16 protein-coding genes are annotated in these 20,054 nt (G+C 45.6%); 15 read left to right on the top strand and 1 reads right to left on the bottom strand.

What is annotated here, in order from left to right:
* Positions 1-5 precede the first annotated feature (5 nt).
* From KKZ03_RS06040 to KKZ03_RS06000, 9 genes are all read left to right on the top strand, one after another.
* The gene (locus KKZ03_RS06040) at positions 6-671 is read left to right on the top strand and encodes a DUF2764 family protein (protein ID WP_243220620.1); all 666 of its coding nucleotides are present in this window, start codon (positions 6-8) and stop codon (positions 669-671) included.
* A complete protein-coding gene (locus KKZ03_RS06035) occupies positions 661-2,475 on the top strand; it encodes a V-type ATP synthase subunit A (protein ID WP_243220619.1) in 1,815 nt (604 codons plus the stop codon). The genes KKZ03_RS06040 and KKZ03_RS06035 overlap by 11 nt, the downstream gene beginning before the upstream one ends.
* Before the next feature lie 105 nt (positions 2,476-2,580).
* Positions 2,581-3,474 (top strand): polyphosphate kinase 2 family protein, encoded by an 894-nt coding sequence (locus tag KKZ03_RS06030; protein WP_243220618.1) that lies wholly within the window; start codon positions 2,581-2,583, stop codon positions 3,472-3,474.
* A gap of 50 nt (positions 3,475-3,524) precedes the next feature.
* A complete protein-coding gene (locus tag KKZ03_RS06025) occupies positions 3,525-5,216 on the top strand; it encodes a SulP family inorganic anion transporter (RefSeq protein WP_243220617.1) in 1,692 nt (563 codons plus the stop codon).
* Positions 5,217-5,434: 218 nt separating this feature from the next.
* A complete protein-coding gene (locus KKZ03_RS06020) occupies positions 5,435-7,834 on the top strand; it encodes a phosphoketolase (RefSeq protein WP_243220616.1) in 2,400 nt (799 codons plus the stop codon).
* Between the two features lie 264 nt (positions 7,835-8,098).
* Positions 8,099-10,642: a glycogen/starch/alpha-glucan phosphorylase gene (locus KKZ03_RS06015; protein ID WP_243220615.1), complete on the top strand. Its 2,544-nt coding sequence runs from the start codon at positions 8,099-8,101 to the stop codon at positions 10,640-10,642.
* Positions 10,639-11,277: a histidine phosphatase family protein gene (locus tag KKZ03_RS06010; RefSeq protein WP_243220614.1), complete on the top strand. Its 639-nt coding sequence runs from the start codon at positions 10,639-10,641 to the stop codon at positions 11,275-11,277. The genes KKZ03_RS06015 and KKZ03_RS06010 overlap by 4 nt, the downstream gene beginning before the upstream one ends.
* 75 nt (positions 11,278-11,352) lie before the next feature.
* On the top strand, positions 11,353-12,555 hold the full coding sequence (locus KKZ03_RS06005) for an acetate/propionate family kinase (protein ID WP_243220613.1): 1,203 nt from the start codon (positions 11,353-11,355) through the stop codon (positions 12,553-12,555).
* A 225-nt stretch (positions 12,556-12,780) separates the two neighbouring features.
* The gene (locus KKZ03_RS06000) at positions 12,781-14,370 is read left to right on the top strand and encodes a glucose-6-phosphate isomerase (protein WP_243220612.1); all 1,590 of its coding nucleotides are present in this window, start codon (positions 12,781-12,783) and stop codon (positions 14,368-14,370) included.
* A gap of 101 nt (positions 14,371-14,471) precedes the next feature.
* Here KKZ03_RS06000 and KKZ03_RS05995 read toward each other — a convergent pair whose 3' ends face one another.
* On the bottom strand, positions 14,472-15,188 hold the full coding sequence (locus KKZ03_RS05995) for a response regulator (protein WP_243220611.1): 717 nt from the start codon (positions 15,186-15,188) through the stop codon (positions 14,472-14,474).
* Between the two features lie 450 nt (positions 15,189-15,638).
* Between KKZ03_RS05995 and KKZ03_RS05990 the strand changes: the two genes are divergently transcribed.
* The 6 genes from KKZ03_RS05990 (at position 15,639) to KKZ03_RS05970 (ending at position 20,054) form a co-directional block, all read left to right on the top strand.
* Positions 15,639-16,034: a winged helix-turn-helix domain-containing protein gene (locus tag KKZ03_RS05990; protein WP_243220610.1), complete on the top strand. Its 396-nt coding sequence runs from the start codon at positions 15,639-15,641 to the stop codon at positions 16,032-16,034.
* A gap of 135 nt (positions 16,035-16,169) precedes the next feature.
* Positions 16,170-16,523, top strand: a complete 354-nt coding sequence (locus KKZ03_RS21990) for a transposase (RefSeq protein ID WP_371744886.1) — start codon at positions 16,170-16,172, stop codon at positions 16,521-16,523.
* A 201-nt stretch (positions 16,524-16,724) separates the two neighbouring features.
* The gene (locus KKZ03_RS05985; RefSeq protein ID WP_243217091.1) at positions 16,725-17,228 is read left to right on the top strand and encodes a transposase family protein; all 504 of its coding nucleotides are present in this window, start codon (positions 16,725-16,727) and stop codon (positions 17,226-17,228) included.
* Entirely contained in the window at positions 17,182-17,562 is a 381-nt protein-coding gene (locus KKZ03_RS05980) for a transposase family protein (RefSeq protein WP_243217090.1), read from the top strand. Before KKZ03_RS05985 ends, KKZ03_RS05980 begins: the two co-directional genes overlap by 47 nt.
* A gap of 303 nt (positions 17,563-17,865) precedes the next feature.
* Complete coding sequence (locus KKZ03_RS05975) at positions 17,866-18,498, top strand: PEP-CTERM sorting domain-containing protein (RefSeq protein WP_243220609.1); 633 nt, start codon at positions 17,866-17,868, stop codon at positions 18,496-18,498.
* A 242-nt stretch (positions 18,499-18,740) separates the two neighbouring features.
* Entirely contained in the window at positions 18,741-20,054 is a 1,314-nt protein-coding gene (locus KKZ03_RS05970; RefSeq protein ID WP_243220608.1) for a YihY/virulence factor BrkB family protein, read from the top strand.

Below are 20,054 nucleotides of genomic sequence, written 5' to 3'. Positions count from 1 at the left end.
ATATTATGGCGACATCCTATATTACCCTGGTCGCCAGCTTGCCTTATTTACCGCCGTTTAAAAAAGCCGAGCGATCGCCCATCACGCGTCTGCGACTGGAGCAGCGTCTGCATGTCCTGGATTCTCAGGATGCTCGGCAACTGGCTCTAGCCGAAGCACTGGTAAGCTGGCGAATGTCCCTGGCCAAACCGAAAACCGATAAAGAAATGGTCGTGCGTTGCCGTGCTGCGTTACAAGAAATTACTCAGCCTGCCCTGCGCGAATTTATTGAGTTTAGAATGGATCAACAAACAATCCTGGCGGGCTTACGGCAAAATAATACGATCTTTGAGTCGGCCTTTTTAGAGCAGGTTTCCGGAGCCAGTCGCTGGGCCGGTTTTATCGCGGCGCATTGGGATACTCAGGACTTTGGACTGGCAGCGGTGTATCCCTGGATTCCTGAAGCCCGACGCTATCTTGAAGCTAACGATGCAGCCGGTCTTGATAGCCTGCTAATGGATAGTATCTGGCAAAAACTCAGCCGAATCGCAGAAAGTAACAGTTTTGGATTTGAGGCGATATTCGCTTTCGTTTTTAAATGGGACATTCTTCAAGCTTGGCTGGCACGAGATGCGAGACAAGCGAAGAGCCGATTTCAAGAATTGATTAACGAGGTAAAAAATGACAGCTGAACAACCAATATCCAGAACTGCAAAAATCATTGGCGTTCTGGAAAGCCTTGTACTTATTGAGGTCGATGAGAATACCTCACTCATGAAAAATGAACTGGGCTATGTCTGCGTCGGTAATGAACGCCTTAAAGCCGAGGTTCTCCGCGTGCGAAGGCGAACTGCCGATATGCAGGTATTTGAAGATACACGAGGTGTTAAGGTTGGTGACACGGTAGAACTAACGGGAGAAATGCTGTCTGCGGTATTGGGTCCCGGTTTACTGGGGCAGGTTTTTGACGGCTTGCTTAATCCGTTGCATACACTGGCCGACAAATATGGTTTTTTTCTTCCCCGTGGTATTACCATGCCGCCGCTTGATCCGGAAAAAAAATGGCATTTTGAACCCGGAGTCGCAGTGGGTGCAAGAGTGTCTCCAGGTGGTGCCATCGGAACCGTTCCTGAAGGCCAATTCAAGCACAAAATCATGGTACCCTTTAATGAGCCGGAACCTGTCGAGATTACCTGGATTAGAGGCGGTAATTTACAGGTTGAAGACGTCATCGCCCGTTATAAAACCAGCAAAGGAACCGAGCTGGAAATGACCATGTCCCAGCGCTGGGCCGTGCGTAAACCGATGCCGGAAAGCCTTATCCGCCGTCACTATGCTGAACGCCTTTATCCCACTGAGCCAATTACCACAGCAACCCGTATTATTGATACTTTTTTCCCCATTGCCCAAGGCGGCACGGGCTGTATTCCCGGTCCATTTGGTGCAGGAAAAACCGTCTTACAAAGTCTTATCGCCCGTTTTTCGACGGTTGATATTGTCGTTATCGTTGCCTGTGGGGAAAGAGCCGGTGAAGTGGTTGAAACGCTTACCGAATATCCCGAAACTACTGACCCTCGCACGGGAGGGACTTTGATGGATAGAACCATCATTATTTGCAATACTTCATCCATGCCGGTTGCTGCACGCGAAGCCTCTATTTATACCGGTATTACTTTGGGCGAATATTTTCGACAAATGGGCTATCACGTACTGCTTATTGCCGACTCTACCTCACGCTGGGCACAAGCCATGCGCGAAACCTCGGGCCGCATGGAAGAAATTCCCGGTGAAGAAGCGTTTCCCGCCTATCTTGATTCATCGGTTAAAAATGTCTACGAACGTGCCGGTGTGCTCCGCTGTCCTGACGGCTCCACGGGCAGCCTGACCATGATCGGTACTGTCTCACCTGCCGGCGGTAACTTTGAAGAACCGGTCACCCAAGCCACGCTGGGTACTGTTAAAACTTTTCTCGGGTTATCAGCAGACCGCGCTTATCGACGCTTTTATCCCGCCATTGATCCACTTATATCGTGGTCACGCTATCTTGACCAACTTGCTGCCTGGTTCACTGAAAATATTGATGTCAACTGGGTCCGCGATGTCAAGTCCATGCAGGAATTACTGGTTCAAGGCGACGGTATCTATCAAATGATGCAGGTTACCGGAGAGGAAGGTATCACCGAAGAGGATTTTATCGTTTGGCAAAAATCCTTGTTGCTGGACATGGTTTATCTCCAGCAAGATGCTTTCGATTCAATTGATGCTTGTATGTCCCGAGAACGCCAGCTTGAGAGTTTTCGACTATTAAAGAGCCTCATTGATACCGGGTATCGTTTTAAGGATAAAGATGAAGGCAGAAGCTTCTTTACCGAACTAACCAGTCATTACCGAAACTGGAACTATAGCGCACCTGGCTCGACTGAATTTGATCGATACCGCAAGGAAATTGTCGATCTGGCCGCCCAATATGGCTATATCGCAAGTTTGGCAACGTAGATGATTTCCCGCGAAAAATATTTTTATTTTTAGGCATCAGCTTACGTCTCTGTAAATAATAACGAATAATAACAGACGGCCCTTCATCCTTTAACGGAAGCCATTATGATAAAGAAAAAATACATTGATCTTTTACGTATAGAACCCGGAAAAAAAATCCATCTCAAAGACTATGATACCGGCTGGACTCAAACCGAGGAATTTAAAGAACTTGGCAAGGATAAATTAAAGGCACGTGCCAATGAGGTCCTGCAACAAAATCTGACGGATTTAACTCAGGTTCAACAACTACTGTACGCAGATAACCGTTACTCATTGTTAATTATTTTTCAGGCAATGGATGCCGCCGGTAAAGACGGCACTATCAAACATGTCATGTCTGGCGTCAATCCGCAAGGCTGCCAGGTTTTCAGCTTCAAGAAGCCTTCAAGCGAGGATTTGGATCACAACTTTCTCTGGCGCTACATGAAAAGCCTGCCGGAAAGAGGCCGAATCGGCATCTTCAACCGTTCTTATTACGAAGACGTTCTCGTGGTTAAAGTCCATCCTGAACTGCTCCAGAACTTGCCGGATGGAAAAAAGGGCAAATCGTTTTGGGAAGAGCGCTATGATGACATCAACGCATTCGAGCATCACTTGGAACGCACCGGCACCGTCATTCTCAAATTTTTTCTGAACGTTTCCAAGAAAGAGCAAAAAGAACGCTTTATGGAACGACTGGATCGACCTGAGAAAAATTGGAAATTTTCAGGTTCAGACCTTGCTGAACGGGGACACTGGGATGATTACATGGCAGCTTATAACGATGCGCTTAACGCCACCAGTACAAAATGGGCACCTTGGTACATTATTCCGGCCGACAACAAGTGGGCGACACGCGCCTTGGTTGCAGACATTATTACCTCGACCCTGCAAGATCTTGATTTAAAATTTCCCAAACTAAATGATGAACAACTCAAATATTTGGAAACAGCACGGAAAATTCTGGAAGATGAATAGAATTAAGAGCCTATTTTAAATTAATCGTCATTCTGCTCAACGTGATCAAAATGAAAACCAATCCAGCCAGTACAGAAGCAAAGCAGTCCGGCAACATAGCGCTACGCTTCGACGTGGTCGCCGGTCTCACGGCCGCAGCGGTAGTTCTGCCCAAAGCAATGGCATACGCAACGGTGGCCGGTTTGCCTGTTGCAGTGGGCCTCTATACTGCCTTTATACCGATGCTTGTTTACGCCCTGCTGGGTTCATCGAAAGTACTCAGTGTCAGCTCCACCACGACCTTGGGTATCCTCGCCAGTACACAGCTCGGATTGGTGGTGCCGGATGGCGACCCCACGAAACTGATCACCGCCGTTGCCACACTAACTGCGTTGGTGGGTGTGTTGCTAATTCTGGCCGGGTTGCTCCGTCTGGGATTTGTTGCCAACTTTATTTCCACACCCGTTCTGACCGGCTTCAAAGCAGGAATAGGTCTTGTGATTGTACTCGACCAAGCACCTAAACTCTTGGGTATTCATATTACCAAGCAAGGCTTCTTTCGCGACCTTCTCAGCGTAGCCAATCAGTTGCCCGAAACCTCGCTAATCACGCTGACAGTAGCTGCTGCGACACTGCTCGTACTGATCAGCATGGAACGTCTATGGCCACATTCACCGGCACCTCTGGTTGCCGTTGGCGGCGGCATTGCTGCATCGTGGTTGTTTAGTCTGCATGCCCAGGGAGTCTCGACAGTCGGCCTGATTCCACAAGGATTGCCGTCACTGACGATACCTGATCTGGCCCTGATCGAACAGTTGGTACCGGGTGCACTCGGAATCGCATTAATGAGTTTTACCGAGTCAATCGCTGCCGGGCGCGCCTTTGCCGGATGTGCAGAGCCGCCGATCAATGCAAACCGTGAACTGATTGCCCTGGGAGCTGCCAATCTGGGTGGCGCAATGACCGGCGCGATGCCTGCGGGAGGAGGCACCACGCAGACTGCAGTCGTGCGTGCTGCCGGAGGCCGGTCGCAAAAAGCATCGCTGGTGACTGCTAGTACTGCGGCCGCGATCATGCTGCTACTTTCGCCGTTACTGAGCTTGCTGCCCTATGCCACGCTTGCAGCAGTGGTTATCGTCTACTCGGCAGGGCTGATAAAACCCGCCGAATTCATCACCATCCTCAAAGTAAGGAAGATGGAGTTTCGCTGGGCTATTGTGGCCTGCTTGGGAGTACTCATATTTGGCACACTGCAAGGTATCGTAATAGCAATCATCATGTCACTTGTCAGCCTATCCAGCCAGGCCGCCCACCCACCTGTATATATTATTGGCCGTAAGCGCGGCAAAGACGTGCTGCGTCCCCTGTCATCCGAACATCCCGATGACGAAACCCTTGATGGCCTGCTGATCGTGCGCCCGGAGGGACGCCTGTTCTTTGTCAACGTGCAGTACGTGGCCGAGCAAATCGGCATATTGATCGAACAGCACAAACCTCGGGTACTTGCATTAGACATGAGTCGGGTAACGGATATAGAATACTCGGCTCTGCAGATGCTAATGGAGCGTGAAAAGGGCGCGACTGAAGCCGGTGCTACACTATGGCTGGTCGGACTTAATCCCGGCGTGCTTGAGATAGTACGTCATGCCGGTCTGGCCGACCGTCTTGGCCGCGAGCGCATGCTCTTCAACGCACGAACTGCAATCGAGCGTTACCAAGCGTTGCAAGCCATTGGTGGTAATTCCCAGCCTCCAGCGTCTTAACCAAAAGTCTTACCGCGCAGGCAAACAGATAAACCGCAGCGCTGTTATCGTTAATCAAAAATCGGTAAACATCTATCGTGCACTCTGCGTAGTGTAATAAACAGAACCCGTTTAGATTAATACAAATGTCATAATACTTAGGGAAAATTGGACTGTATTTCCCTTATATTTTGTCTGTTAAATTTTAATTTTATCTAACCCTCAAGAGATATAACTATATGACTACAGCTGATAAATCGATAATCCAATTCCCTGTTGCTGATACGTTAAGTCCGGATGAGCTAGTCAGGATTAACGCCTACTGGCGTGCCTGTACTTATCTGGCTGCCGGTATGATTTATTTGCGGGATAATCCCCTATTGAAAGAACCACTAAAGCCTGAGCATATTAAAAACCGGCTGTTAGGGCATTGGGGCTCAAGTCCTGGTCTAAGCTTTACCTACATACATTTAAACAGGCTCATTAACAAGTATGGTCTTAATGCCATATTCCTGGCCGGACCAGGCCACGGTGCTCCAGGCGTGTTGGCCCCCGTTTATCTGGAAAGTACTTATGCAGAAATTTACCCTAATAAAGGTGAAGATGAAGAAGGTTTATTGCAATTTTTCAAGGAATTTTCTTTTCCAGGCGGTATAGGCAGTCACTGTACACCGGAAACACCGGGTTCGATTCATGAAGGTGGCGAACTGGGCTACAGTGTTTCTCATGCTTACGGCGCTGCCTATGATAATCCCGATTTACTGGTAGCTGTTGTCGTCGGTGATGGTGAATCGGAAACCGGACCATTGGCGACTTCGTGGCATTCCAATAAATTCCTTAATCCCATCCGTGATGGCGCAGTATTACCGATATTGCATCTTAACGGTTACAAAATAAACAATCCGACGCTCTTGTCACGCATCTCCCATGAAGAACTGGAGCGCCTGTTTCAAGGCTACGGCTATACGCCTTACTTCGTGGAGGGCAGTGATCCCGAAACGATGCACCAACTGATGGCGAGCGTTATTGAAGAGTGTGTGTTGGAAATCAAACGTATCCAGGATGAAGCACGCCGCACAGGCATCCCGAACCGACCACGCTGGCCGATGATCATCTTGCGTAGCCCAAAAGGATGGACGGGTCCAAAGGAAGTGGATGGGCACAAGGTCGAAGGTTTTTGGCGCTCACATCAGGTACCTCTTGCCGGAATGAAAGAAAATCCTGCACATTTAAAGCAACTGGAAGACTGGCTGCGTAGTTATAAACCTGAAGAATTATTTGATTCGACGGGCAAATTAATCCCCGAACTTAAAGTACTGGCGCCTAAAGGTACACTCCGCATGAGCGCAAATCCGCATGCTAACGGTGGCCTGTTAAGAAAAGCCTTACGAATGCCGGATTTTCGGGATTATGCCCTTGCGCTCACCAGTCCAGGTAAAATATCGGCAGAAAATACCCGCCCATTGGGCAAATTTCTGCGTGATATTATGAGTGGCAACATGAATAATTTCCGCGTGTTCGGCCCGGATGAAAATAGCTCCAACAAGCTTGATGACATTTATGAGGCCAGCAAAAAAACCTGGATGGCGGATATTATGCCGGAAGATGCTGACGATGGCCAACTATCACCAGACGGTCGGGTTATGGAAATGCTCTCCGAACACACGCTGGAAGGTTGGTTGGAAGGCTATTTACTGACGGGTCGACACGGCTTTTTTTCTACCTACGAAGCGTTTGTGCATGTCATTGACTCGATGTTTAACCAACACGCCAAGTGGTTAGCCATGTCCAAGGCTGTGCCATGGCGTGCAGCGGTATCATCACTCAACCTGCTGATTACTTCTACCGTCTGGCGTCAGGATCATAATGGTTTTACTCATCAGGATCCCGGCTTTCTCGACCTGGTCGTTAACAAAAGTCCATCAGTAACCCGTATCTACCTGCCGCCAGATGTCAACTGTCTGCTTTCTGTAGCCAACCATTGCTTACAAACCACTGACTACATTAACGTCATTGTCTGCGACAAGCAGAAGCATCTGCAATATCTGGATATGGATGCGGCGATTAAACACTGCACCAAAGGTATTAGTATTTGGGAATGGGCGAGTAACGACGATGGTTGTGAACCGGATCTGGTTATGGCCAGCGCAGGTGATATTCCCACCAAAGAAGCTCTGGCCGCAACCGTATTACTGCGCGAAAACTTTCCAACCATTAAAATTCGCTTTATCAATGTAGTGGATCTTTACAAATTAGTGCCCAGTAGTGAGCATCCACATGGCCTTTCAAATCGCGATTTCGACAGCCTGTTTACCGTGGATAAACCCGTCATTTTTAATTTTCATGGCTATCCCTGGTTAATTCATCGACTCGCTTATCGCCGTAACAACCACAAGAACCTGCATGTGCGTGGCTATAAGGAAAAAGGCAGCATCAACACGCCGTTGGAACTGGCTATTCAAAATGAAACTGACCGCTTCAGCCTGGCTATCGATGCTATTGATCGTATTCCTACTTTACGGGTATCCGGCGCGCACGTTAAACAAAAGCTGCGTGACCAGCAAATTGAATGCCGAAGCTACGCTTATGAACATGGTATAGACAGACCGGAAGACGACCAATGGCAGTGGCCTTACTGAGGTAAAACAGGTTCTGTTTACAGCAAACCTTTTGGCTACGCCTAGCAGGGCTTTATCAAAAGTTAAGCAGAACCAATTGTTACAATATAAAAATAGTTAACAGCGTATAAACATTTTTGTAGAAGCAGCTAAAAGCTGCTTCTACAAAACCCGACTTTATCCCAATTAATTAAATACAGTCTCCTAGCCGTTCCTGATTTAAAAAAGCTACTTTAAGTTTATAGAACGACTTAACTTAATAACAATGTTGCCAAGGATACGAACATGACGACAAACAACAAGAAAACTGGTCATACTTTAAATGATAAAGCCATACCGGTAGATGAAGACATTCGTACCAGCTTGAGTACTGCTGCTCTAAAAAAGGCTATTCTGGATCATTTAATCTATAGCTTGGGCAAGTTGCCTGAAATAGCCACTGAACACTCCTACTATAAAGCCTTGGCACTGACCGTGCGTGACAGACTACAACACCTGTGGGGTCACTCCGTACAAACCTATTTCACAGGCGCCAGTACTGAAAAAGTTGCTTGCTATTTTTCAGCCGAATTTCTCATGGGTCCTCAGCTCGGTAGCAGCCTGGTTAATCTCGGCATTGAGTTTGAAATTCGGCAAGCAGTTGCTGAACTTGGCAAGGATCTTGACGACCTGATGGCTCTGGAAGAAGAGCCGGGCTTGGGTAATGGCGGCCTTGGCCGTCTTGCCGCCTGCTATCTTGACTCACTGGCAACTCTGGAGCGCCCGGCAATTGGTTACGGCATCCGTTACGAATTCGGTATCTTCGATCAGGAGATTCATGATGGCTGGCAGGTGGAGATCACCGACAAATGGTTACGCTGGGGTAATCCGTGGGAAATAGCCAAACCCGATGTAGCGTATTACGTCAACTTGGGCGGGCAATCGGAAAGCTACCATGATCATCAGGGTTCTCTTCGAAAACGATGGATACCACACCATGTCGTCAAAGGCGTGGCTTTCGATACCCCGGTTCCAGGTTATCGCGTTAATACCTGCAATACCCTACGTCTTTGGAGTGCCGAAGCCTGTGAATCCTTTGACTTTCAGGCCTTTAATACCGGCGATTATTACCAGGCGGTGGACGATAAAGTTATTTCCGAGACACTCACAAAGGTACTGTATCCTAATGACGAACCTGAAGACGGGAAAAAACTTCGTCTGGCACAACAATATTTTTTCGTTTCCTGCTCACTACAGGACATGCTTAATATGCTTGAACTTGCCGGTCTGCCTCTTGAACATTTCCCCGACCGATTTGCCGCCCAGCTTAACGATACCCATCCCTCGGTCGCTATTGCCGAGCTAATGAGGATATTGGTCGACGAACGTCAACTTGCCTGGGACTCGGCATGGAGCATTACTTTTCGCACTTTTGGCTACACTAATCACACCTTGCTACCGGAAGCACTTGAAACCTGGTCGCTACCCTTGTTTGGTGAACTCCTGCCACGACATCTGGAAATAATTTACGAAATAAACAGCCGTTTTCTTGATGAAGTACGGCGTCGTTATCCGGGCGACGATCAGCGCGTAGCCAGACTGTCGCTAATCGATGAAGGCGGCAAAAAGCGTATACGCATGGCACATCTTGCCTGTGTCGGCAGTCATGCCATTAATGGCGTAGCTGCTTTACATAGCGAACTGCTAACCACCAGTTTGCTAAAAGATTTTTACGAACTGTGGCCGGAACGTTTCAGTAACAAAACCAATGGAGTAACTCCGCGCCGCTTCATGGTACTGGCCAATCCCAAACTGAGTGATTTAATCACACGCTCGATTGGCGATGGGTGGATTACACAGACTAATGAGCTCAAAAAACTTGAAGCCTTTGCCGAAGATGCGGTATTTCGCCAAGAGTGGCGAGCCGTTAAGCAAGCGAACAAGGAAAAACTCGCTACTTATTTGCATAAACAGACCGGCATTGAACTGAATCCGACCTGGTTATTCGACATTCAGGTCAAGCGCATCCACGAATATAAGCGTCAGCATCTCAATGTGCTGCACATTATCACTTTATACTGTCGTCTTAAACGCAATCCATCACTTAGCATTTCGCCACAAGCATTTATCTTCGGTGGCAAAGCAGCACCCGGTTATTTTCTGGCCAAACGCATCATTAAATTGATCAACGCTGTGGCCGAGGTAATCAATAACGACTCGGATGTTAATAAATATCTACGTGTCGCTTTTATCCCTAACTTTAACGTCCAGAACGGCCAGCTAATTTATCCGGCAGCCGATTTATCAGAGCAGATTTCTACGGCGGGCAAAGAAGCATCAGGCACCGGTAATATGAAATTCACGCTAAACGGTGCCTTGACTATCGGCACCCTGGATGGTGCCAACATAGAGATTCGTGAAGAAGTCGGTGCCGAAAATTTCTTTTTGTTTGGGTTAACCGAAAAGGAGGCCGTTAAACTTCAGTGCGCAGGTTATCATCCAGCGACCACTATCGAAAAAAATCCGCAATTGGCCGAAGTCATTCATCTAATCGCTTCAGGTCATTTTTCGCATGGTGACACCGAAATATTCCGGCCTTTGATAGATAATCTATGCCAAAATGACCCTTTTCTGGTGTTGGCTGATTACGCCGACTACATTGCCTGTCAGGATAAAGTCACCGAAGCATGGCAAGACCCGGAACGATGGACGCGCATGTCTATCCTGAATACGGCCAGAGCCGGCAAATTTTCCTCTGATAGGGCAATTCGTGAATATTGCGATGAAATTTGGAATGTCCGGAAAGTCTCTATCAAGTTACCCATCAATGAACCCGGATTTTTAATATGAGCCTGAAAATTTATTTGCTACGCCATGGAGAAACAGAATATAGCCGGCGGGGAGCCTATTGTGGCGCACTCGATCCGGAATTGACACCGGAAGGAAGCCAAATGGCGCAAGCTTTTGCGGATGCTTACCGTTCTGTATCCTGGTCGGCCATTTACGCCAGCCCCATGAAAAGAACGGTTGCAACGGCACAACCTTTATGTGAAGCGGTAGGTCTGCCCATGCAAACCAGGGACGGGCTTAAGGAAATTGGTTACGGTGCCTGGGAAGATAAAGAACAGGACGATGTTCGAGTACGCTACGAACAGGATTATATCCGCTGGCTGACCGAACCCGCCTGGAATCCGCCAACCGACGGTGAAACAGCGGTTCAGGTTGCCAGTCGGGCACTCCCTATCATCTCTGAAATTGAATCCAACTACAAGAATGGCAACGTATTGGTCGTCTCACATAAAGCCACGATACGCATTATTCTTTGTAGTCTGATGGGAATTGATACCGGTCGCTACCGGGATCGCATTGATACTCCGGCAGCCTCATTAAGTATTGTTAAGTTTGATGTTCACGGGCCGATGCTGGAAGTCTTGGGTGACCGCAATTATATGCCTGAACACTTGCGTAACCGTGTGGGAACCTGATGACCAGCTTTGTAACACCCATGTCGCTGAAATATGCATTACCGTTCCGGCTTTTTATTAAATTAATCAAGCATTATGCATAAATACTTACTGGTCATTAACGCCGGCTCATCAAGCATCAAGTTTGCCATTTACCGGAAGGATACCCCATCAGTAAAACTTATTACCGATGCTGCCGGACAAATTGAAGGTATCGGTAGCCAGCCACACTTCATGGTGAAGACCCCCGATGATTTAATTTTGATTGATCGGGCGCTCACTGTCGACGAAGCGGGGGATCACTCGGGAGCCATCACTATCTTGCTCAGCTGGCTACGCGCGTATTTGGCGAATGGAACATTACTGGCAGTGGGGCATCGCGTCGTCCACGGCGGACAATACTATTCAGCGCCTGTCCTCATTAATCCGGGTGTTCTTACCGAACTGGAATCCCTCATTCCTTTGGCCCCGCTTCATCAACCTCATAACCTCGCGGCTATCCGCGCACTACTCAAGACCATGCCATCGATGCCGCAAGTCGCGTGCTTTGATACGGCATTTCACCGCACTCAACCCCCCGTAGCGCAGCATTTTGCGATACCGCGACACTTGACTGATGAAGGCATACGTCATTACGGATTCCACGGTCTCTCCTATGAATATATAGCTTCCATATTACCCACAGTTGAGCCTGCGCTTACCAATGCGCGTGTTATTGTCGCTCATTTGGGGAGTGGTGCCAGCCTGTGCGGGCTTTACAAAGGCAATAGCATTGCCACTACCATGAGTTTTTCCCCCCTTGACGGGTTGGTCATGGGCACTCGTTGCGGCAGTATCGACCCCGGCGTTTTGCTTTATCTGATGGATCACCACAACATGGATGCGCGTGCCCTGGAACAACTGCTCTATCATCAATCCGGCTTGCTGGGCGTTTCCGGAATTTCCAACGATATGCGCCTATTGCTTGCCAGTAACCACCCACACGCAGAGGAGGCCATCGAGTTATTCGTCTATCGTATAGGACGTGAAATAGGCTCTCTGACTGCGGCTCTGGGCGGGCTTGACGCACTGGTATTTACCGGCGGTATCGGTGAACATTGTGCCGTAATTCGTGCAAAAATCTGCTATCAGGCGTTGTGGTTAGGGCTTCAACTTGACGATGCAGCCAATGAAGCCGGGACTGTGCGCATATCAACCTTATCATCAAAAATATCAGCATGGGTAATAGCTACCGAGGAAAACCTAATGATCGCCCACCACACACTGGAGCAAGTAAACTCTAATGGCGATAAACAATGATCATTACGATGCATTTGTTACCTTCATTTTTAAAAATTGACTTAACTTGGCTGGTAGTTATCCTATTACTCTTAAAAAAAGTCACCCATAAAAACCTGAAAATTAACCCTCTTCATGGTAATGAAGTCACTTTTTGAGTAACATCACACTATAAAATCGGCTATAAACGTAAATTAGTGGCACTAATTTTTTCATTAAACATTATAAGCTCACAATACAGACATTATGACTACTCAAGAACTCTGGCAACGCTATCAGGATTGGCTTTATTTTAACGAAGACTTGGGACTGTATTTGGATGTTAGCCGGATACGCATTGATGATTGCCTTATAAAATTACTGGAGCCAAAATTTGCCCAGGCGTTTACCGACATGGCAGCTTTGGAACAAGGTGCAATTGCCAACCCGGATGAAAATCGAATGGTTGGGCATTACTGGTTGCGTAATCCTGAATTGGCTCCAGCGGAGCTTAAAAACGAGATCATAAATAATCTTGATCAGATTGAAGCCTTTGTCGAAAAGGTACATAAAGGCGCCATTCATCCACCGCTGGCCCCCAAATTTACGAACGTTCTTTCTATCGGTATTGGCGGCTCGGCTCTGGGTCCACAATTCGTGGGCGAAGCATTAACACCTGATTCCCCACCTTTGTCCATCCATTTTATTGATAATACCGATCCGGCTGGCATCGATCACATCCTAAACCATCTAAAAGGCCGTCTTAAAAGCACCCTGGTTATTATTACCAGTAAATCAGGCGGCACGCCTGAAACGCGTAACGGAATGCTGGAAGTGAAGCATGCCTACGAACTACAGGGTTTAAACTTCGCTGCCCATGCCGTTGCTGTGACCATGTTGGGCAGTAAAATGGATGAACTTGAGCGCATTGAAGGTTGGCTGGCCGAATTTCCCATGTTTGATTGGGTGGGCGGTCGCACTTCAGAAATGTCATCAGTAGGACTATTGTCGGCTTCATTACTGGGAATTAATGTTAGAGCTTTATTGGCTGGTGCCAAGACCATGGATATCGCTACCCGTGTGCCGGAAATCAGAAAAAATCCAGCCGCTTTATTGGCACTTTCCTGGTATTGTGCGGGCAACGGCAAGGGTGAGAAAGGTATGGTGGTTCTGCCTTACAAAGATAGCCTGCTGCTGTTCTCGCGTTATTTGCAACAATTGGTCATGGAATCCTTGGGCAAAGAAAAGGATTTGGACGGCAATACAGTGCACCAGGGCATTGCTGTTTATGGTAACAAGGGCTCTACGGATCAGCATGCCTTTGTGCAACAATTGCGGGAGGGGGTAGCGAACTTCTTCGCTATTTTTGTAGAAGTGCTGAAAGACCGAAATGGCGCATCAATTGAAGTAGAACCCGAAGCGACATCAGGTGATTTTCTGTCCGGGTTTTTACAAGGTACCCGGCAGGCGTTATATGACAATCATCGGGATTCGATTACACTGACAATTACCCAGGTTAACCCTGAAACAGTTGGCGCACTAATCGCCCTGTTTGAGCGAGCGGTTGGTTTTTATGCTTCGCTGGTAAACATCAATGCTTATAATCAACCGGGCGTAGAAGCAGGGAAAAAAGCCGCAGAAACATTATTGAACCTGCAACGAAAAATACTGGCCGTTTTAAAAAGTGCTGATCAACCACAAGAACTGGCAGCATTGGCAGAAAAAGCAGAAGCTGACGATCAAATTGAACATGTTTACAAAATTGTTCGTCATCTGGCAGCCAATAATCGTGGAGTGATTTTACACGGTGATCTCGCCAAACCTGATCAGCTAATGGTTAGCTACCAAGCGCGTTAATATTCAGATAAAAATCAGGCCACACAATGAAGCGTCCTGTAAAAGACGTTTCATTGTGTCTGATGCCTGCACTTGCCCAAGCAGTATTTTTTGATAAAAGCTTATTCATCGGCACTTTTCTTAACCAGCACATAACCAAGCCCTCGTACCGTTTGCAAATAGGACGGATGAGTTGGATCGTCTTCAAGTAAACGTCGTAATCTCGATATCTGAATATCAATGGAACGGCTTGACGGCTTATGATTGCGTCCGTCGACAAGGTGACCCAGACGCTCACGCGTTAACGGTACACCGCCTTGTTGCGCCAGCACTTTAAGTAAACCAAATTCACTATTGGTCAAATCAATCTTGAAATCATCCCGGAATAAGCAACGTTGAGAAAAATCCAACAGATACGGCCCAAAATAAAACGGGGCATGATTTGCTTCAGGAATGGCTGCAACCAGTCTTGGATTACGCCGCAGAACCGCATGAATACGAGCCAGCAGTTCGCGCGGATTAAACGGCTTGGACAGATAATCATCGGCACCGCAATCCAGGCCCAAAATACGATCGGCTTCACCACCACTGCCGGTCACCATAATGACGGGGGGGCTATTTTCATCTTGACTCAACCGACGACAAATAGACAGACCATCCTCACCAGGCAACATCCAATCCAGGATGATCAAATCGAATGGATTTCTATCCATTTTTTTGAACATCTGCTGACCATCACCCGCAATATCGACACCAAAACCTTGGTCACAGAGATAGTACTTGAGCAAATAGCTTAGGTGCTCGTCATCGTCCACAATCAGTATTTTAAGTTGTAACATTGAGTGCATCCACACATTTGATTTAAGTGATTATAACTTTATTTTTTATTTTCCCTATTTATTAATATCATTTATAGCAAATTGCTGTTTGTCGATACAATTCATTAACTCTTAAATACTGCATCCTGTTACATTTCGTTACAGTTCAAAAAAGCTTATGTGTTAATTTTTACTATAGACTTTCAGAAAAATAATTTCCTAACCAGTAAAAACTCCCTTGAAGATATACTTATTTCTGCCAAGAAAAAGTCATCAAAGGAGTACATGGATGATAAGACTTAGCTTTTCAAAATCAATTCTGGAAAAACTGCAAAACAACCTATTAATCACCCTGAGGTTGAGTAATATTGGTTTTTACCGATTAGCAAGTGCGCTAATCTGGTACACTGAAGATGTAGGAATCAAAGAAATAGCAAAGCGGATGGGGGTGCACATAAAGGCCATTATCAATTGGCTGACAACCTTTATGTACAAAGGTATGAAGTGGTTACCGGTCAGCACTATCAAGAGCGTGGACGCAAAGAAAAGTTGACTAAAGCCCAGCAAATCCAATCGGTTCAATTGATAAAAGACGGATCTGAAGCCAGCGGCTTTCATTGCGGAATATGGAACAGTGCGATGATTGCCGAAGTCATTTGGTTAAAATTTGAGGTTCGTTATAACGTGAACTACCTATCCAGCTTGTTGAAAAAGTTGGGCTTAAACTGCCAGAAGGCTCGCTTTATCAGTGACCACCAAGAGGAAGAAGCGTACCAGATAGCGAGAAAAAAGTGGCTGGAAGCAACGTTACCGGCCATTATTAAAAAAACTAAAGAAGATGGCTGCGTCGTTTTTATTTGGCGATGAAGTATCATTTGCCATGAGGGGATCATTAGCTCGAACATGGGCACCGATAGGTCAGTAACCGACAGTCAAAACAACGGGTATAAGCAAAGGCCTGAAAATGTTTGGTACGATTGAGCTCAAAAGCGGCAACTTTCAATACCAACAATCACTGGCGTCAAGGACTTTAAGTCAGCGAATTTGGGTCGCTTGACGATTGAAAGGCTACCTGCATTTTCTCCTGACTATAATCCCATTGAAAAATTATGGAAAAATACCAAACGTGTTTCGACCCACATGAAGTATTTTAAAACCGTTGAAGATCTATATGATTCCGTTATAACGACCTTCAAAACGTATCTGCAAGATGCCAGTAAAGTGTTGTGCGTGATGAAAAAATGCGCGAGGATTTTGCGATTACTTGGTAATACCTACCGTGGTGGGCTGGAAATTATTTATCTGAGAAACTATAGATGCATCTGGTGGCTATGCTCTTTATCTTTCCTATTATAAATAGGATAATACTTCTATACAAACGGTAACTGGCACAAGCCGCTATGGTGATATTAGTTATGTGAACATCACTCCCCCTACTCCCAGTTCCATACCGGTACCTGCAGCTATACTTATTAGACATCTTTCCTAAATAATTGACATAGAATTTGGCTTTGATAGGGTTAAAATAGCGATCTACCTCTGAAAACACGGATAGCCATGACTCCTTATGCCCAATTGCCAAGACACAAGCCTGAAGAATTTTTAAGGACTGTCGGCCTGTCACCAGAAGATTTTCTGCATCTTCACGGTAAGCTGGTGACTTACCTGGACGAACAAAAAGTCCTTAATCCACTGACTAGACGGGGACGAAAAGACTCCAAGATGGCTTTGGAAGACCGCTTGTTACTGACACTCTATTATCTTCGTCACTATCCGACGTTGATAAATCTGGCTGCGGTCTTCGACATCAGCGAATCGTATTGCCATAAAATCTATACTCGCACTGTAAGACTATTGATCAAAATCGAAAAACTGCCCAACCGCAAAGCACTGTTGGAAGATCCCGCAGCTACCGTGGTCATTGATGTTTCGGAGCAGCCTATCGAGCGCCCTGTTAAAAACCAGAAAGCGTACTTTTCAGGAAAAAAAACGCCACACGATCAAAGTCCAACTCGTGATCTGCCTATTGACGATGACTATACTCTCCGTAGTGATAGGTAAAGGTCAACAGCATGATTTTTCGATCTTCAAAGATAGCCGTCTATTGTTACATCCTGATGCCCTGTTGTTGGCGGATTCCGGATACCAAGGGATAAAGAAACACCATCAGAACTCGACTCTACCGGTTAAAAAGAAAAAAGGCCAACCGCTTTCGGCAGAAGACAAAGCCGATAATAAGGCACTATCAAAACAGCGTATTTTTATTGAGCATGTTAATCGCCGATGCAAAATTTTCAGGATTGCCAAAGATGTTTATCGGGGCAAACACAAGCATTACTCCTTGACATGGAATTTAGTGGCTGCTCTTGTTAACTTACGCTATGGCTGTATTTAGGAAAGATGTCTATTGTTTGGCAGTGGCTTGGCATGATCAGCCGTCGGAAACGTCAACTTGCACTGTAATCTCAATTTCCATCAGCTTTAGTTTCGCTGTCAGTCGAGGCTTGTAACTCTGATCGGCACACTTAAAAATTTCAATGACATTTAAAAAGTAAGCAAATAACTGCAAATCCTGTTAATATTCAAAAAAAAATCACTATAATTGTAATCTAATAATTACTTTTACAGCCGTAACTGCTCACAATAATGAAGTTACGTCTGCGCTTGGGGGTTTGCAACCCTTTTACAGGACAAAAATATGAACAGGTTTTCAAGAGCTGCTGCCTCTAGTTTTTGCTGGGTATTAATGATCATTTCACCAATATCCGAAGCATCAACAATTAATTACACATTTTTTGGCGTCACTAATAGTAGTGAACTGGCAGGTGAAGAATTCTCTCGTCTTTTTTCATATGATAGTTTGATAATATCTAATAAAGGCGAAGCAAGTATTGAATCGTCCGAACTAAGTTCTAATCCTAAAAATCCTGCTTTTGACATATATACTGCTCTTAAACAGAGTAGCGGTATTTCCAAATCGACAACCAATTTTTTTGAAAGCCTGTTCACCGGCCTTAGTTACTCATCAAATATTATTACCGGCCGCCCTACTCTTAGCCAGGCAAACGAAATCCTGCCACCTCTCCCCACCTCTTTAGCCAATAAACCCACATTAAATCAAGCCGTTACCAAAAAAAGTGGGGGCGGCGGTAATAATAGTGGTGTTGGTGGCAGTGGCGGCGGCAATCCTTATACCAACCTGACTTCGAATCCTGTTGATTTTTCTGTAGTTGTTCCTTCCGTACCGGTACCCGGAGCTATCTGGTTGTTTGGTAGCGGACTGGCGGTTTTTGGTATAATTAGCCGTCGGAAACGTCAAACTCCGCTGTAATCTGAATTTCTCAGTAGCTTAAATTCGGATAGCGATCTAAGTTTTCAACTGTACCCAAAAAGGTTTTACACCTCAATAGCTTTCAAGGCTTTCGTAAGGCAATATTTGCCTTTATTCAATTCAAGTAAAAATACTTTATCTCTAAGGCATTAACGGTTAAATTGATTGCATTATTCCAGGTATCTCACTTACATACCTGGTTAATAAAAATTACCTTCCCTTAAAATGCATACTATCAGCCAATGAAAATTAATCTGTTTAATTTTATTAAAGAAGATATATGGCTGTTACATGAGCAAAAGCTGCCACTATTTAAAGCAGCCGTCATCAAGTCGTTAAAAATTATTATCTTATCTGTTCAGGGCTTCTCCCGCGATCTGTGTCCACTCAGGGCATCAGCATTAACGCTTTATAGCATACTGTCGATAGTGCCTGTTATTGCCATGCTCTTTGGCATCGCCAAAGGTTTTGGTTTTGAAAAAATGCTCGAACAACAATTACTTAGGCACTCGCCTGATCAAAATACCATGGTGCTGGATCTAATAAGTTTTGCACAAAATCTGCTGGAGAGCACTAAAGGCGAAGTTGTTGCAGGAATTGGTATTGTTGTGCTGTTTTGGACCATTATCAATGTGATAGGCAACATCGAAGAGTCTTTTAACTTTATCTGGAAAATAGGTAAAGGACGCTCCATCAGTCGTAAATTTAGCGATTATTTATCGCTCATGCTATTCGCTCCCGTTTTATTAATCGCATCCAGTAGCATTACAGTATTCCTGAAAACAAAAATAACCTGGTTGATTACTGTTATTGGTTTACCGGAGTTTGGTACCTGGCTGGTTTTAAGAGGGCTGGCTTTGTCGCCTTTAGTACTTATGATAGCGTTATTTGGCTTTACTTTTATTTTTATGCCTAATCATAAAATACATTATCGGGCAGGGATAATTGCCGGTATTGTTACCGGTATTTTATATCATCTGTCGCAATGGGCTTATCTAAGCCTGCAAATTGGCGCATCCAGTTATAATGCAATTTACGGTAGTTTTGCTGCCTTGCCTTTATTTGTTGTCTGGTTACAAACAGGCTGGATGATTGTTTTATTTGGTTGTGAAGTCGCTTTTTTTCTACAGAATTATGAAATTTATCGAAATAACAACCGATTCTCTGATTTAAGTTTCTCCCTGAAAAAAGTTATTGCCCTACAAATTACGCATTTAATTATCAAAAATTTTACGCAATTAAACAAGCCCTTAACCGCTACTGAAATAGCAACAAAACTGGTTATCCCTATAGCAATTATTCAACCGGTATTATTAAATTTAATCAGCAGTCATATTATTGTCGAGTATAAAAATTTAAACGAAGATGATGAAGTTTACCAGCCCGCAGTCGATATCAATATTCTCACTATTAGTTATATTATCGATGCGTTGGAGCAGTGTGGACAAAATCACCTGCCGGATATGAATCAGGAGAGATTATTTATGAATGCCGTCAATACCTTCAATAAACTGATGCAAACCTCTGAACAAAACCGTTTATTAAAAGATATTTAG

This window comes from Methylobacter sp. S3L5C (assembly GCF_022788635.1).
Lineage (GTDB): Bacteria > Pseudomonadota > Gammaproteobacteria > Methylococcales > Methylomonadaceae > Methylobacter_C.
The sequence above is the reverse complement of the archived record's forward strand: the minus strand, read 5'-3'. Positions and strand labels throughout refer to the sequence as shown.